This window comes from Saprospiraceae bacterium (genome assembly GCA_016713025.1).
In the GTDB taxonomy this organism is placed as follows: domain Bacteria; phylum Bacteroidota; class Bacteroidia; order Chitinophagales; family Saprospiraceae; genus OLB9.
The window spans coordinates 3,468,220-3,483,708 of sequence record JADJPZ010000004.1; the positions used below are offsets into that span (position 1 = coordinate 3,468,220).

At 38.7% G+C, this 15,489-nt stretch carries 13 protein-coding genes; 3 read left to right on the forward strand and 10 right to left on the reverse strand.

What is annotated here, in order from left to right; all coding sequences use genetic code 11:
* Nucleotides 1–68: 68 nt before the first annotated feature.
* The 3 genes from IPK35_21070 to IPK35_21080 all read left to right on the forward strand — a co-directional run bounded on the left by IPK35_21070 (nucleotide 69) and on the right by IPK35_21080 (nucleotide 4,206).
* A complete protein-coding gene (locus IPK35_21070; protein ID MBK8055692.1) occupies nucleotides 69–2,444 on the forward strand; it encodes a glycoside hydrolase family 31 protein in 2,376 nt (791 codons plus the stop codon).
* Between the two features lie 114 nt (nucleotides 2,445–2,558).
* Complete coding sequence (locus IPK35_21075) at nucleotides 2,559–3,326, forward strand: hypothetical protein (GenBank protein ID MBK8055693.1); 768 nt, start codon at nucleotides 2,559–2,561, stop codon at nucleotides 3,324–3,326.
* A 16-nt stretch (nucleotides 3,327–3,342) separates the two neighbouring features.
* Nucleotides 3,343–4,206, forward strand: a complete 864-nt coding sequence (locus tag IPK35_21080) for a hypothetical protein (protein ID MBK8055694.1) — start codon at nucleotides 3,343–3,345, stop codon at nucleotides 4,204–4,206.
* A 14-nt stretch (nucleotides 4,207–4,220) separates the two neighbouring features.
* On the opposite strand, the gene IPK35_21085 is transcribed toward IPK35_21080, so the two are convergent.
* The 10 genes from IPK35_21085 to IPK35_21130 form a co-directional block, all read right to left on the reverse strand.
* The gene (locus IPK35_21085; protein ID MBK8055695.1) at nucleotides 4,221–4,988 is read right to left on the reverse strand and encodes a creatininase family protein; all 768 of its coding nucleotides are present in this window, start codon (nucleotides 4,986–4,988) and stop codon (nucleotides 4,221–4,223) included.
* Nucleotides 4,989–4,998: 10 nt separating this feature from the next.
* Nucleotides 4,999–5,964 (reverse strand): deoxyhypusine synthase family protein, encoded by a 966-nt coding sequence (locus IPK35_21090; protein MBK8055696.1) that lies wholly within the window; start codon nucleotides 5,962–5,964, stop codon nucleotides 4,999–5,001.
* Nucleotides 5,965–5,978: 14 nt separating this feature from the next.
* Nucleotides 5,979–7,376 (reverse strand): arginine decarboxylase, encoded by a 1,398-nt coding sequence (locus IPK35_21095; protein ID MBK8055697.1) that lies wholly within the window; start codon nucleotides 7,374–7,376, stop codon nucleotides 5,979–5,981.
* A gap of 209 nt (nucleotides 7,377–7,585) precedes the next feature.
* Nucleotides 7,586–8,377: a TIGR02757 family protein gene (locus IPK35_21100; protein ID MBK8055698.1), complete on the reverse strand. Its 792-nt coding sequence runs from the start codon at nucleotides 8,375–8,377 to the stop codon at nucleotides 7,586–7,588.
* 18 nt (nucleotides 8,378–8,395) lie between these two features.
* Nucleotides 8,396–11,230: a translation initiation factor IF-2 gene (infB, locus tag IPK35_21105; GenBank protein ID MBK8055699.1), complete on the reverse strand. Its 2,835-nt coding sequence runs from the start codon at nucleotides 11,228–11,230 to the stop codon at nucleotides 8,396–8,398.
* 50 nt (nucleotides 11,231–11,280) lie between these two features.
* Nucleotides 11,281–12,516, reverse strand: a complete 1,236-nt coding sequence (gene nusA / locus IPK35_21110) for a transcription termination/antitermination protein NusA (GenBank protein MBK8055700.1) — start codon at nucleotides 12,514–12,516, stop codon at nucleotides 11,281–11,283.
* Nucleotides 12,516–12,989 (reverse strand): ribosome maturation factor, encoded by a 474-nt coding sequence (locus IPK35_21115; GenBank protein MBK8055701.1) that lies wholly within the window; start codon nucleotides 12,987–12,989, stop codon nucleotides 12,516–12,518. The genes nusA and IPK35_21115 overlap by 1 nt, the downstream gene beginning before the upstream one ends.
* Before the next feature lie 113 nt (nucleotides 12,990–13,102).
* Nucleotides 13,103–14,020 (reverse strand): nucleoid-associated protein, encoded by a 918-nt coding sequence (locus IPK35_21120; GenBank protein MBK8055702.1) that lies wholly within the window; start codon nucleotides 14,018–14,020, stop codon nucleotides 13,103–13,105.
* A gap of 456 nt (nucleotides 14,021–14,476) precedes the next feature.
* Entirely contained in the window at nucleotides 14,477–14,695 is a 219-nt protein-coding gene (locus IPK35_21125) for a hypothetical protein (protein MBK8055703.1), read from the reverse strand.
* A 166-nt stretch (nucleotides 14,696–14,861) separates the two neighbouring features.
* Nucleotides 14,862–15,281 carry a DUF2147 domain-containing protein gene (locus IPK35_21130; protein ID MBK8055704.1) on the reverse strand — a complete coding sequence of 140 codons (420 nt, stop codon included), beginning with the start codon at nucleotides 15,279–15,281 and terminating at the stop codon, nucleotides 14,862–14,864.
* Between the last annotated feature and the right edge of the window lie 208 nt (nucleotides 15,282–15,489).

Sequence of the window (15,489 nt, forward strand, 5' to 3'; positions counted from 1 at the left end):
GAGTGCGGTCTTTTTTTTTAATGCTTACGGATTCGTAATATTGATCCGTGACAAAAACCATCGGAGAAATGCTTAACGACTTATTGCCGGGTAAGTTTGTCGATATCGGGCGCAAACAAAATATGTTTACAGTGACCACTGAAAGTCAGTGTGCCATACAGATTATGGTATTATCTGACCACATCATTCGGATAAGATATGCTCCGGATGGTCACTTTGAAAATGATTTTTCATACGCCATCAGTAGCAAATTTGTTCCTGAAAATACGGATGTTTTTCCCAATATCCGACCCAATCATGTGGAGTTAAGGACAGCATCGCTCATAGTAAATATCAATAAAACTGATTGTAACATTTCATTTACTGATATCAATGGGCTGATCATATGTAGGGACGAGAAGGGATTTCACTGGAATGAGCACCCACAATATGGTGGTAATAATGTGAAGATGAGTAAAATGGTCCAGGAAGGCGAACATTTTTATGGAATGGGAGACAAAACCATGCATCTTAATTTGCGCGGCCGAAGGGTAACAAACTGGGCAATGGATACCTACGGATTTAAAAAAGAAGAAGATCCCATATATAAAGCTATACCTTTTTACACTGCGATACATTCAGGTATGGGATACGGGATATTTTTTGACAATACATTCAAATCACATTTTGACTTTGGTTCAGAGAGGAGATCAGTAGCCAGTTTTTGGGCCGAAGGAGGTGAAATGAATTATTATTTTATTTATGGACCGGAACTCATAGATGTCACACGTAGATACACTATGCTCACCGGGACGCCGGAGATGCCACCACTTTGGGCACTGGGATACCAACAGAGCAAATGGAGTTATTATCCTGAAAAAAAAGTACGGGAAATAACTACAAAACTGAGAGCATTGTCCATACCATGCGATGCTATATATCTGGATATAGATTATATGGATGGTTTCAGGTGTTTTACCTGGGATTATGAAAAATTTCCAGCACCCAAAACGTTGGTATCTGACTTGAAAAGTCAAGGTTTCAAAACGGTAGTGATCTTAGATCCGGGGATTAAGATAGATCCTGAGTATCATGTATATAAAGAAGCGTTAGAAAATAATTATTTTTGTCGGCGAGCAGATGGACCCTATATGAAAGGAAAAGTGTGGCCTGGCGATTGTTATTTCCCCGATTTTACCAATCCTAAGGTGAGAAAATGGTGGAGCGGACTTTTTCAGGAGCTCATCGAAGATGTCGGAGTAAGTGGTGTATGGAATGATATGAATGAACCTGCATTGTTTGAAATTGATGGAAAAACTTTTCCTGATGATGTAAGGCATGATTATGATGGAAACCACTGCAGTCATAGGAAAGCACACAATGTATATGGCACTCAGATGGCCAGAGCTACCTACAAAGGAGTGAAAAAATACAGAAACGGGCTTCGCCCTCTGATTATCACCCGATCTGCTTATGCGGGAACCCAAAGGTATGCATCTGCATGGACCGGGGACAATATTGCCTCCTGGGAGCATCTATGGATAGCTACGATGCAATGCCAGAGACTTGCTATTTCAGGTTTTTCTTTTGTGGGCAGTGATATCGGTGGTTTTATAGATCAACCCACTCCTGAATTGTATGTAAGATGGATTCAGCTGGCTGTTTTTCATCCATTTTTCAGGTGTCATAGTTCAGGAGATCATGGAGATCAGGAACCCTGGTCGTTTGGAGAAGATGCTCTCCTTTTGATTCGAAAATATATTGAATTGAGGTATCAGCTTTTGCCCTACATATATACGACTTTCTATCAGTACGTGTATGAATATACGCCAATGTTGAAGCCGATTTCAATACATGATCAGAAAGATCAGGACACCCTGTATCGGGTCGATGAGTTTTTACTTGGAGACCATATTTTGGTTTGTCCAGTATTGGAACCCAATGCAAAATCACGTTATGTGTACCTGCCCAAAGGCAATTGGTACCACTATTGGTCCTATGAATTGTTGGAAGGTGGTAAGGAGATGCTGGCTGATGCTGCATTGGAAGAAATACCTTTGTACATCAGAGAAGGTGCTGTTCTGCCGTTTAATCCGGTAATGCAATATGTAGGGCAAAAACCAGTCGAAATGCTCACACTTAAGGCGTATTATGGTGGGTCGGACATTGTGAGTTATCTTTATGAAGACAGTGGAGACGGGTATGATTATGAAAAGGGTATTTATAACCTAAAGAAGTTTATCACCAATTCTACATCCGATTCATTCCAAATGTCATTGCGTAGAAATGGACATTTTGAACCCGAATACTCACATTACAAAGTGGAAGTGTACGGCCTGCCTTTCGTACCTTCGAGAGTTTTGGTCAATGGAAAAGAAATTAGCCAACAGGAATTTTTGTTTGAAAAAAAGGTTTTAGTCTTACAAATAGATAGGACTTCTTTTATAAGTTTGGAAATATTATAAGATAGCTTACACCAAAACATCAAATATCGGCGTTATAAGACCAATTATTATTGTATCATCTGGATGAAAATAAAAACAGTCATACTCATTATTGGATTAATATCAGGATCTGTGATTCATTCATGGTCCCAAAAGGGATTGGAAGTAGGGGGATGGCTCGGTACAGCTTTTTATCATGGAGACTTGAATACTTCTTTGAAGATAGGCAAACCCGGTCTTTCCGGTGGATTTTTAGCCAGATATAACTTCAATCATCGGATAGCATTCAAAACATCATTAAATTTTGGAAGAGTAGGTGCTGACGATGCTGATTCTGACAACAATTGGGAACGAAACCGTAATCTTAGTTTTCGCTCCAATATTTTAGATATAACCAATGTCCTGGAGTTTAATTTTTTTCATTACGAGCATGGTCACCTGACATTCAATAAAACTCCATATATATTTGGTGGATTTAATTTTGTGAAATACAACCCTACAGCAGAACTCAACGGGCAAAGATATAACCTAAGGGAATACGGCACCGAGGGACAGGCTCCGGGAAGTGAATACGGACTTTTTAATATAGGGCTGGTGTTGGGAGGTGGTTTCAAGTTTGATATAAATAAGTCATCTAGCATCAATATCGAAATCGGAGCAAGATTTTTATTTACAGACTATCTAGATGATGTGAGTACAGTATTTCCGGAAAAAAGTGAGCTATTGGGTACCAGAGGGCAGATCGGAGTAGCACTTTCTGACAGATCTTTGGCCGATGGACTTGGTGATGCCGGAAGGCAACGTGGAGACTCAAAAGGCAATGACAAATACACATTCGTCGGCATTTCATTTGTGAGATATTTTGGTGGAATCACCTGCCCTGATATATCCAGGATCAGATAAGCACAATTTTTAAATCATGATAATTTATAATCCCAAAGACTGGTGGAAACTCATTTTTGCATTTCACAAAAGTGACACATTCCGCATGATGCTGCCTGGTATCATAGGTGTGGCTGTGTTTACAGGGTTTGTTGCGTATTTAGAAAATGAAGTGTTTCATGCTACTTTTAAAAACACTACTGCAATACATGCTTTAGTAGGTTTTGTACTTTCTATGTTGTTGGTATTCAGGACAAATACTGCTTATGACAGATGGTGGGAAGGGCGTAAAGCGTGGGGTAGCTATGTTAACAACTCCCGTAATCTGGCACTAAAACTATCAGTATTAAGTCTCAGCAAAGAACAAAAGGCAGAATTTCATACATTGATAAGCAACTATATTCTGGCTACTAAAGAGCACCTTCGGGGAGTCTTTGCGGTAAATCAGTTATCTTTTACGGATAAATATCCTGAAGTATATTTTGAAAATTGCACTCATCTCCCAAATCGTATAATGCAAGCTATCTACCTTGAAATTCATCAATTATATCACCAAAAGCACATTACAGATCACCAATTGCTGTATATCAATGAAGAACTAAGATCTTTCACAGACAATATAGGCATTTGCGAAAGAATCAAGAAAACCCCGATACCATACTCATACAGTCTTTATCTGAAAAAGATCATTTTTATTTATGTCTTTACCATGCCTATCGGATTTGTGCGGGAGTTTGGCTATTGGGCCATGCCTATAGTTGCACTTATATTCTATGTATTTGCAAGTATAGAACTCCTTGCTGAGGAAATAGAAGATCCTTTCGGTACTGATGCCAATGACCTGCCTACAGATCAGCTTTATGAGACTATAAGTGCTAATGTCGGAGAGATATTACGATAAAGATCGGTAACTTTTTAAATGTATAAATCATCAACGCCGGAATTTGCAATCTCAAATAAAAATTCACCTATTTTTTGATATAGTGACTCCATAAATATTTTACCTTTCTCCGCTGTTGCTTTAGATGGGTCACCTACTCCGGTATCTTCTGTCACACTTAGCCAATGGCGTTCTCCCCATGCCCAACCTTCATTTATTGCTTTAAATTTATATTTTTTAGCCTTCCCGGAACCTGCCATCTCCAGTGGCATTACCCATTCAGGTTTCAGATGCATCATGATACTAGTTTCTGCTTCGCCTGCATGATCTCCGGGCTCTTCAAACCAGGATTTCAAGTCTTTCATTTTGTACCAGTCGACCGTAAAGAAGAGCATCCTGGGAAATTTAAGCCCCAATTCTCGGACCATTTGCCTGAAGTCATTTCCTCCATGACTATTCAAAATCACAAGTCTTAAGATACCTTGCCTGTTGAGTGTATCCGCTATATCTGTCAATATCAACATTTGCGTAGAAGGATTGAGATTGATATCCAAAGGGACATCGTGCTGACCTGTATTGACACCAAATGGAATGGCCGGAAGTACGATCACCTTTGCACCTTTTTCATGAGCATATTTCGCCGCACCTGCAGCCATAGCTTCAGCTTCTATTGTATCCGTGCTGTATGGCAGATGGTAATTGTGTGCTTCGGTAGCACCCCAGGGCAAAATGGCTACATCATAACCGCTGCTCTTCACAGTAAGGTAATTGGTTTCTGCCAAAATGTAAGGTCTCCCGGACATGGATATTTATTTACCAACCTAAGATAATGGCAAAAATCAAAGGTGCCACTATGGTAGCATCACTTTCTATGATATACTTTGGAGTAGTGATATCTAATTTTCCCCAGGTGATCTTTTCATTGGGCACCGCTCCGGAATAAGATCCGTAACTGGTTGTACTATCACTTATCTGACAGAAATAGGACCAGAATGGGATGTCGTGCATTTCCATATCCTGATACAGCATCGGTACTACACATATTGGGAAATCGCCAGCAATACCACCACCAATCTGAAAGAATCCTACCCCTTTACCGGCACTGTTTTTGACATACCAGTCAGCCAACCACATCATATACTCAATACCTGATTTCGTGGTAGATGCTTTTAGTTGCCCTTTGATACAATAAGATGCAAAAATATTGCCCATCGTACTGTCTTCCCATCCGGGCACTACTATGGGAATGTTTTTTTCTGCAGCTGCAAGCATCCAGCTGTTTTTTGGGTCGATTTCATAGTATTGTTCCAATACACCACTGAGTAGCATTTTGTACATAAACTCATGAGGAAAATACCTTTCACCATTTTTTTCAGCAGTACTCCAGATGTCCCAAAGGTGTTTTTGTAGCCTTCTGAAAGCTTCTTCTTCCGGGATGCAAGTATCCGTGACACGGTTATAATGATTTTCCAGCAGATCCCATTCGTCCTGTGGGCTAAGTTCACGGTAGTTGGGCACTCTTTTGTAATGGGAGTGAGCCACGAGATTCATAATATCTTCTTCAAGGTTTGCTCCTGTACATGAGATGATCTGTACTTTGTCCTGTCTGATCATTTCTGCGAGTGATTTTCCCAGTTCGGCAGTGCTCATAGCGCCGGCAAGGGTGATCATCATTTTGCCTCCTTCACCCAGGTGGGCTATATATCCATCAGCAGCGTCTATCAAGGCAGCCGCATTAAAATGTTTGTAATGGTGTTTTAAAAACTCAGTTATTTGCATTTTTTAGTTTTATCTTAATATCCTAAAATCTTTAGCATTTGTTCTACAGTCTGCTCATCTCTGTAAAGTCTGTCTACTATATTGCCTTTATCATCTCTATCGATGATGACAGACTTGGGAGCCGGAATAAGACAATGTTTGATACCACCGTAACCACTGATGGCATCCTGATAAGCTCCAGTATGAAAAAATCCCAGATAAAGTGGTTCTTCCTTTTCAGAGTCGTAAGTAGGAAGGTAAATCTCCTGATTTAAGTCTTCAGAATTATAGTAATCAGAATGGTCACAGCTGATACCGCCTATGTTCACTCTGGAATACTCATTATCCCACTTGTTGACAGGAAGGAGGATAAATTTTTCAAAAATTGACCATGCATCAGGAATGGTGTTCATCAGACTATTGTCTATCAGATACCACAATTCGGAGTCATTTTGCTGCTTTTGTTCCAATACTGAAAATATGATGGCTCCGCTTTCGCCGACGGTGTATTTTCCAAATTCCGTATAGATATCCGGCTCATCTATACCTTCTTCTACACAGACTTCCTTGATATTGGTGATGAGTTCGCTGATCATATACTTATAATCATATTCAAATCCGAGATTATTTCGGATAGGCAATCCACCGCCCAGATTGATTGAATCGAGTGTAGGGCATATTTTTTTAAGTTCAGCAAATAGCTTTAAAGCCTTTCTGAATTCTCCCCAATAATAAAGATTGTCTTTGATGCCGGAGTCCACAAAAAAGTGCAGCATTTTGAGTTTAACTCTTTTTTTCTTGGCAATTTTTGTCTTATAATAGTCTATGATTTCAGCACTGCGAATGCCCAATCGCGATGTGTAGTAGGCCGATTGCGGCTCTTCGTTGATGGCCATCCTTATGCCGATAGTAAGGTCTTTTTTTGTTTTGCTGTAAAATCTATCTAATTCGTACTTACTATCCATGACAGGAATGACGTTTTCATATCCATCTTCGATCAGTTCGATGATTTTGTTGAGATAGTCTTCCGTCTTGTGCCCGTTTTGGATCAAAATGGTTTTTTTATTGATTTTTCCTTTATCGTGGAGGATTCTGATGATATCAATATCAAAGGATGATGATGTTTCGAGATGAACATTATGATCCAGTGCCTCTTCGATGACATGCGAAAAGTGACAGCACTTGGTGCAGTAACAATAATGATACTCACCTTTATAGTTATTGGCCTTCATGGCCTTGTTGAAAAAATTTTTTGCTTTTTTTATCTGATCACCTATTCTTGGTAAATATGTAAGTCGGAAAGGAGTTCCGTATTTTTCTATGAGGTATTTGAGGGAAATTCCATGAAAAGTCAGGTTTCCCTGATTGAGATCAAACCCTTCCTGTGGAAAATAATATGTCTGATTAATGAGTTGAAAATAGGTATTTTTCATTTAAGGGCATAAAGTTGGTTTTTGATGAAAAATATAACTATTTAGGAATGCTCAAATTTTAATGAAAATGTTAATTAGTGTAATTTGAAAGCATATCTCTAAATAGCTACCAAAAATTTAAAAAACGGATACAAAGAAACGATTATTCTACCTTTTATTATATAATTCCACCTTAAATATTCAAGGTTATTTTTTTATTTAACCCTAATCTAAAATTCATCTTTGTGTACTCCCAAACCAAAAAGAGCATAATCATAGTAAACGGGATCTGATGGCCTCATCATCCGCAGATGCGAAGTGATCTCTTCTACAGTAATCCAGTCCAATGAACGCCTTGTAAGCAAACCAAAGTTTCTTGCATATTTGTCCACATGAACATCGAGTGGAATCATAAGTCCGGACATCGGAATGGAGTCCCACAATCCGAAATCTACTTTTTGGTCATCTTTTCGCACCATCCACCTAAGAAACATATTGAGTCTCTTACAAGCCGAATTTTTATGGGGTGATGCTATGTGTTTTTTTGTTCTGGCTGGCGCAAATTCATTATTAAACACCAAATCGTAGAACTGTGTCAGGGCATTTTTCTGATTGTAAGGTTCTGACTCCTGAGAATAAAAAGCCTGCTCTAAACTTTCATTGGACCGATAATATATCTGAAGGAATTCGATAAGAAAAAGCAGGTCTGTGCTCTGAAAGGTCCTGTGTTTGAACCCGATCATTTTTTTTCTTTCCGCCTCACTATGATGCACGATGAAATCGTATGGCTGATCATCCATCAGTGTTATAATTTCGCGTGCTTTGGTGATGATCGTTTTTCGGTTGCCCCATGCCAGAATAGCGCTAAAGAAACCGGCAATCTCTATATCCTGTTTTTTGGAAAAACAGTGCGGAACACTTATCGGGTCTAATTCGATAAAATCAAGACAATTGAACCTGACTGCTAAATAGTCAAGACGATCTCTTAATCTTTGATAGTCGATGGTGTCGCTTTCAGACATCTTGCTTCAGCAATGGTCTTACTTTAAAGTCTGTTTGATCTCAATGATATCATACCCTTCTATTATGTCACCAACTCTGATATCATTAAAATTTTTGATAGTCACGCCGCATTCAAGGCCGTTTTTGACTTCTTTTGCGTCTTCTTTATACCTCTTGAGTGAAGATAACTCACCTTGGGCACCTTCCTTGATTGGGAAAATAACGATGCCGTCTCTGATGACCCGTATGAAAGTATTGCGAGTGATTTTACCTTCAGTAACATAACATCCTGCAATGGTTCCGATTTTGGACATTGTATAAGTTTCGCGAACTTCCACTTGAGCCACAATTTTTTCTTCTTTTGTAGGCTCAAGCATTCCTTCCATAGCAGACTTAATTTCTTCTATGGCCTCGTATATGATAGAGTATGTTTTGATCTGAACCCCTTCTCTTTCAGCTATAGCACGTGCATTGGCAGATGGTCTTACCTGGAATCCTATGATGATAGCATCAGACGCTGAAGCGAGCAATACATCAGATTCAGCGATAGCACCTACTGCTTTATGGATGACATTTACCTGTATGGTTTCTACGGAAAGTTTGATCAATGAGTCCGCCAATGCTTCTATAGAACCATCCACATCACCTTTGACGATAAGATTCAACTCTTTAAATGTTCCTAATGCAAGACGGCGTCCGATTTCGTCGAGAGAAATACGCTTACTTGCTCGGTTACTTTGTTCTCTTTCTATTTGGGCTCTTTTGGCAGCAAGTTGTCTTGCTTCCTGATCGGAACCCATTACTTTGAATTTCTCTCCAGCCTGAGGTGCTCCGCTGAGACCTAAAATCAGCGTTGGAGTGGATGGACCTGCTTTTTTGACTTTTTTACCGAGTTCATTGAACATGGCTTTGATTTTGCCGGAGTAAGGTCCTGCTACCAATGAGTCTCCTATTTCTACTGTTCCATTTTGGACCAGAATTTTTGTGACATATCCTTTTCCTTTATCCAATGAAGCCTCGATGACTGTCCCCAATCCCGGTCTTTCCGGATTGGATTTAAGTTCCAGGACTTCAGCTTCCAATAGAATTTTTTCCAACAGTTTGTCTATGTGCAGACCTTGTTTTGCCGAAATGTCCTGAGATTGATAAGTACCACCCCAATCTTCGACAAGCAAATTCATGGATGCAAGTTCCTGCTTTATTCTTTCAGGATCTGCTCCGGCTTTATCTATTTTATTGATTGCAAAAATCATAGGGACACCGGCAGCCTGAGCATGACTTATTGCTTCTTTTGTCTGAGGCATGATGTGATCATCAGCGGCTACAATGATTACTGCTATGTCTGTTACTTTGGCCCCTCTGGCACGCATCGCTGTAAAGGCTTCGTGTCCCGGAGTATCCAGAAATGTGATTTTCTTAAGATCGGGGCCTACTTTTACTTCATAAGCTCCGATATGTTGTGTTATTCCTCCAGCTTCTCCACCAGCCACATTGGCTGACCTGATGTAGTCGAGTAATGATGTTTTACCATGATCTACGTGCCCCATTACGGTCACTATCGGTGCTCGCGGAATGGAGTCATCACCAAAGTCTTCTTCCGTGGTATCGTCTTCACTTATCTCTTCAGCACTTATGAACTCTACTTCATGCCCAAATTCTCCCGCTACCAACTCTATAATTTCAGCATCTAAGCGTTGATTGATAGAAACTATGATACCAAGACTCAGGCATGTTGTGATCACTTGAGATACAGGCACATCCAGCAATCCTGCTAACTCAGATACAGATACAAATTCCGTAAGTTTGAGTTTAGTGTCTACATTTTCAATATCTAATTGTTCCTGTTTTTCGCGTTTGACATCTCTGTTGTCACGTCTTATTTTTTGTCTTTTGTTTTTGCCACCGACATTCAATCTTTCCATTGTCGCCTTGATCTTCTCGTCAATTTCTTTTTGAGAAACTTCTTTGACTTCTTCTTTTGGCTGCGGACCTTTGCCGCCAACAGGTTTTTTATTGGGATCTCCTGAAGGCCTTTGGTCGCTCATACCGGTACCAGCGATTTTTTTTCTTTTTCTTTTCCTTTTTTGGCCATCAGATATGGAACTTCCTTGCTGTTGAGTTCCGGATTTCTGCTGATCAGATGGTTGTCCGTTTGGTTTTTCGGAAGGTTTAGGCTTGGTTGAACTATCCAGTTTGCTGGTGTCAATTTTGCCCATTATCTTGAGTCCTTTGAGCTGAGGTGTCTTTGCTCTTAAAAAATCTTCTTCTTGAGCCACCTGAGTACTTTTTTCAACGATTTCAGCAGGTTTTTCGACAATGGTTTCAACTGGCTTTTCTTCTTTTGCCTCTATCGGCTTGATATCTTCTTTTTCTTTTGGCTCTTCTTGCTTTTGTTTTGGTTTTTCGAGGTCAATTTTACCCATGACCTTGAGCCCCGGTAATTCTGGTGTTGTGGTTTTTAATATTTCATCAACTTGAACTGGATCTTCCACCTTTGGAGTTTCTTCAACAACTGGCGGAGCAGCTTGCGGAGGTGTACTTGGCGCAGAAGGTGTAGGTACAGGAGTAGCAACAGGTGATGCAGAAGGCTTGTCAATTCCAAATTTAGGAATAGAGAAAAGTGGCTTAGCAGGAGCTTTTTCATCTGTATGCTTATGATCACCTCCTGGTCGGTTACCTATGATGATTTTATCAGCCTTCTCTTTTTCAGCCATAGATGATCTGAATTCCTTGAGGAGCAGATCATGCACTTCCTCAGAAATCATAGATGTCGGCTTGTTTTCAATGATATGCCCTTTAGTAGCAAGAAAATCTACTATGGTACCGACACCTACGTTCAGCTCTTTTGCTATTTTAAATAATCTTTCTGCCATCGGCGAACTAAAATATTTTTACTTTTATTGATCCACTATATATGCATCAATTATTCTTCAAACTCAGATGCCAGAATGCTTAGCACATCGTCTATTGTTTCTTCTTCAAGGTCTGATCTTCTGATCAGTTCTTCTCTGTTTAAAGCCAATACACTCTTTGCCGTATCGCATCCTATATTTTTCAGGGCATCTATTACCCAGCTTTCTATTTCATCAGAAAACTCGTCAAGATCTACATCTTCGATTTCCTGATCATCTGTATCTCTAAATACATCAATCTCATATCCTGTGAGCTTACTGGCCAGCTTTATATTGCTTCCACCTTTGCCTATAGCCAGTGAAACCTGATCTGGTTTCAGGTAGACTGATGCTCTGAGTGCGGCCTCATCCAGAGAGATACTTGTCACCTTTGCCGGAGTCAGCGATCTCTGTATATATAATGAAGTGTTGTTAGTATAATTTACGATGTCAATGTTTTCATTGCGCAATTCTCTGACGATGCCATGTATCCTTGAGCCCTTCATACCTACACAAGCTCCAACAGGATCTATTCTGTCATCATATGATTCTACAGCAACTTTGGCTCTTTCTCCTGGCATTCTTACTATTTTTTTGATAGTGATCAGTCCGTCTTCAATCTCAGGAACTTCCTGTTCCATCATCTTTTCGAGGAAGGTATTGTCTGTCCTGGACAACATCACCATAGGAGAACCATTGCGCATTTCTACTCTCTTGATCACTCCGCGCACCATGTCCCCTTTTCTGAAGAAGTCACCTTTGATCATTTCGAGTTTTGGCAATACAAGTTCATATTGTGTAGCGTCATCCAATACTAAAACTTCTTTTTTCAATACCTGACTTACCTCAGCCACTACAAGATCACCGACCCTGTCCATATAACGTTTGTAAACATCGTCTTTCTCAAGGTCCATGATTCTGGATATCAATGTCTGTCGTGCGGCCATGATGGATCTCCTTCCGAAGTCTTCGAGTGTCAATTGCTGATAGCATTCTTCACCCACTTCATAAGCTTCATCAATGGCTTTTGCCTCAGTATATGATATCTGACTCAATTCGTCAGTTACTTCGCCATCGGGTACTATCACCCGCACGCGCCACATTTCAAGGTCACCGTTCTGTGTATTGACGATGACATCGAAATTATCATCAGAACCATACTTTTTTCTGATCAATGTCCTGAAAACATCTTCCAATACACGGACCATAGTAGGTCTGTCTATATTTTTGCCTTCTTTAAATTCGGAAAAGGATTCTACTAAATTCATTAATTAAAACTTATTTTAATTCTTGATTCAATTATGTCTTTAAATTTTATTTGCTCTGTTATCGTTACTTTTTTGTTCTTTTTACCTTCCTTGACTTTTGTATCATACGTGACATGGATGATATCATCTGTCACTGCGGAAAGTAAGCCTTTTACCTGATTGCCGCCACTGCATTTGATTTCAATGATTCTTCCTATATTTTTCAGGTATTGTCTCAGAAATTTCAAAGGGCTTCCTACTCCGGCAGAAGAAACTTCAAGGATGTAATTATCGCCAAATGATTTTTTCTCATCAAATATTGCTTCTAACCATCTGCTGAGTTTCTGACATTTCAAAAAACTCACTCCTTCATCACTGTCCAGAAAAATTTCAATTTTATTGGATTTTATCTTACACTCTATGAGATACAAGTCTGACAACCCAAGTTCTGTCAGTCCCTGATTTATTAATTGGTCTATCTCCGGTAGTTGCATAACATTACATCAATAAAAAAGGGAACTTTCTGTCCCCTTTTCACTCTTTCTTTAAAATGTGCCGCAAATGTACAAACTTTTTCTCATAAGTGCGCGCAAAATTTTATTATTTCCTAATTTTCATCATCATAATACAATATGTAGTACTTTCTCCCATCATTATCGGTTCCCTTTTCGATCTTATTTTTATCTCCGTGGACATAGATATGAAAGTTTTTATCTAATTTTATCACACTTTTAAAAACTCTGGATTGTTTTTTGACGGCATAGTCCGAAATATCAAATTCATCAAACAAGGTGGCATTTTTAAGATTTTGATATTCTCCTTTGTAGTCTTTGAAAGCATCTACCACTTTGTCATCTTTAAATACTTTTTTTTCATATTCCATAGAATCAAACTTTTCATTGTTCTTGAAATATTCAAAAGATCTGCTCATGGTTGCTGCTTCTTCAGCTTTACCTGTATCAAATTCTGACGGCATTCTCTCGCGAATAAAGTTCTTTGTGACCTGAATATAATTTTTTGTCATGTGGTAATCATCCTTTGCCGGTGTAATCATTAGAAATTCCTCTCTCCAATACCGGGCTTCTTTATATCTGTTGCTATGATCAATATTGCATATCTTAAATCCCTCATCTCTGTCATTATTGAATATGATACAGCCTTTATCCAGCTTGTCTGTTGGTATGCCTGAGTCTGTGTGAAGCGTAAAGCCTTCCTTTTTATTCTGAAGCTGGAAGTAATTTTCTTTGTTTTCAGATTTAAATATTACAACTGCTTCGATAAGCTCATCATCTATCAGAATATTTGAACAATAGGCAATATACAGCTCACCTGATTTGATGTTGGGATGTTTTGATTTTTCATACAGATGCCGGGCAATTTTTACGGATTGTTCATGAAGGCATGTAGGGTCATCAAAAATATTAGCTGCAAAATTGTACACAGGATTTAATTCGATCTCACCGGTAGGGAAAGAAAATCTGTAAAATTCCGGATCTTTGTAATGACTGAAAAAATAGTTGAGCAATTTGTTTTATAATTCCCGGTCTCCGATTGATAAGGGTCCGGGGCTGTATATAATATCTTCGCCTTCGTTGTGGTTTCCTATGATGTGGGCGATGATGCCGTATAGTGCCGATTGGGAATAATTGATCATATAATTGGAAATAGTTATTAAAATGAAGGAGTAAAGGTAATTCTATTTTGAATTACTTCTCATAATGTGTGCATAAACACTCTGGCACCCCTAAATCAGAATAATTAATGTGGGTGAAGAGTTGATGAGATACTGTGGCAAACCTGGAGTATACTGATTCTCAGGTGGTGAGAATGCTTGGGTTTGGTTGAGATAAGAATACCCTGAAACATTTATTATTAATAGTAAGAAAAGATTTCAGGAGGAATTTTTTGCCCTAAATAAAAAACCTCTGACACATGATCATTCGATGTGACAGAGGCTTTTCTGGGATGTAATTCGTTTTGCTTACAAACTTCTGCTGTACTCCAATACCCTGTTTATACTTTTTGCAGAAGGGCTGAAACGTACATCTGGCAAAGATTGTTTTGCTTCGAGCAATTCATGATAGGTTTCCAGCAAAGTGCTGTCATCTTCCATTGCAAACTCCATCTCGAGCCGCGTGAAGAGATCAACCTCTCTAAAAATGAATTGAATAACTTGGTTCTCAGTGTAGGCGTGTATCATGCAATAGGGTTTAATATAAAATAAATTTTCCTGTCAAAAAAATTAAACTGCGAAAAAAATGAACTTCAATCACAAGATCAGATCTCAACTTATGTTTTTCAGCAATTAAATTCTTTATATGTATTATAACAACGAAAATTGTTTTTTTATTGTGGGAAGTATAATTTTATTTTACTTTATACCATGTCTGAGTTCGCCCAAAAAGAGAAACACCAACATATCCTCTGACTTTCAGCTTTTCAGTACCGTCAAATTCAATCTTGCAATTGTACTCTTTACCTGTTTTAGGGTCGAGGATAGTGCCACCTTCCCATATTTTACCTGATTCTTTCATGCCCCAAAGTATGTCGAGGCCAACAAGGTCTTTTCCCTTCTTGTCTCCTTTGCAGGCATCACATTTTTTAATAGTTGCACCTGCCAGCAACTTTATTACCTTTGCTTTTAAGACACCACCTGATTCAGAAATTTCGATATGCGATTTTTCTTTACCATCGGTATCGTCCAGATTTTTCCATATTCCTACAGGTGATTGACCATATAGAATACCATTCAGAGCTAAAAAAGCTATTAAAATTAAATTTCTCATTTGAATATTATTTAGTTTAAGTAATAATTTGATAAATGTTTAATTTATTGTGCCAAAGTTACAAAAAATATTTTTAAATCCGAAATAAATTGGTGTCAAAGAATGTATGCCAAAGATAATTATTTTTTGAGTAAAGATGATGATGCTGATATATTTGGCTGAAATAAAAATTATGTCTTCATTGTATTCAAAATTAAAGTATTAGATA

Bases quoted from the DNA above. Each gene is read 5' to 3' on its own strand.
- IPK35_21070 (MBK8055692.1), top strand. From the start codon at position 69: ATGCTTAACGACTTATTGCCGGGTAAGTTTGTCGATATCGGGCGCAAA.
- IPK35_21080 (MBK8055694.1), top strand. From the start codon at position 3,343: ATGATAATTTATAATCCCAAAGACTGGTGGAAACTCATTTTTGCATTT.
- IPK35_21085 (MBK8055695.1), bottom strand. From the start codon at position 4,988: ATGTCCGGGAGACCTTACATTTTGGCAGAAACCAATTACCTTACTGTG.
- IPK35_21090 (MBK8055696.1), bottom strand. From the start codon at position 5,964: ATGCAAATAACTGAGTTTTTAAAACACCATTACAAACATTTTAATGCG.
- IPK35_21095 (MBK8055697.1), bottom strand. From the start codon at position 7,376: ATGAAAAATACCTATTTTCAACTCATTAATCAGACATATTATTTTCCA.
- IPK35_21100 (MBK8055698.1), bottom strand. From the start codon at position 8,377: ATGTCTGAAAGCGACACCATCGACTATCAAAGATTAAGAGATCGTCTT.
- infB (MBK8055699.1), bottom strand. From the start codon at position 11,230: ATGGCAGAAAGATTATTTAAAATAGCAAAAGAGCTGAACGTAGGTGTC.
- nusA (MBK8055700.1), bottom strand. From the start codon at position 12,516: ATGAATTTAGTAGAATCCTTTTCCGAATTTAAAGAAGGCAAAAATATA.
- IPK35_21115 (MBK8055701.1), bottom strand. From the start codon at position 12,989: ATGCAACTACCGGAGATAGACCAATTAATAAATCAGGGACTGACAGAA.
- IPK35_21125 (MBK8055703.1), bottom strand. From the start codon at position 14,695: ATGATACACGCCTACACTGAGAACCAAGTTATTCAATTCATTTTTAGA.
- IPK35_21130 (MBK8055704.1), bottom strand. From the start codon at position 15,281: ATGAGAAATTTAATTTTAATAGCTTTTTTAGCTCTGAATGGTATTCTA.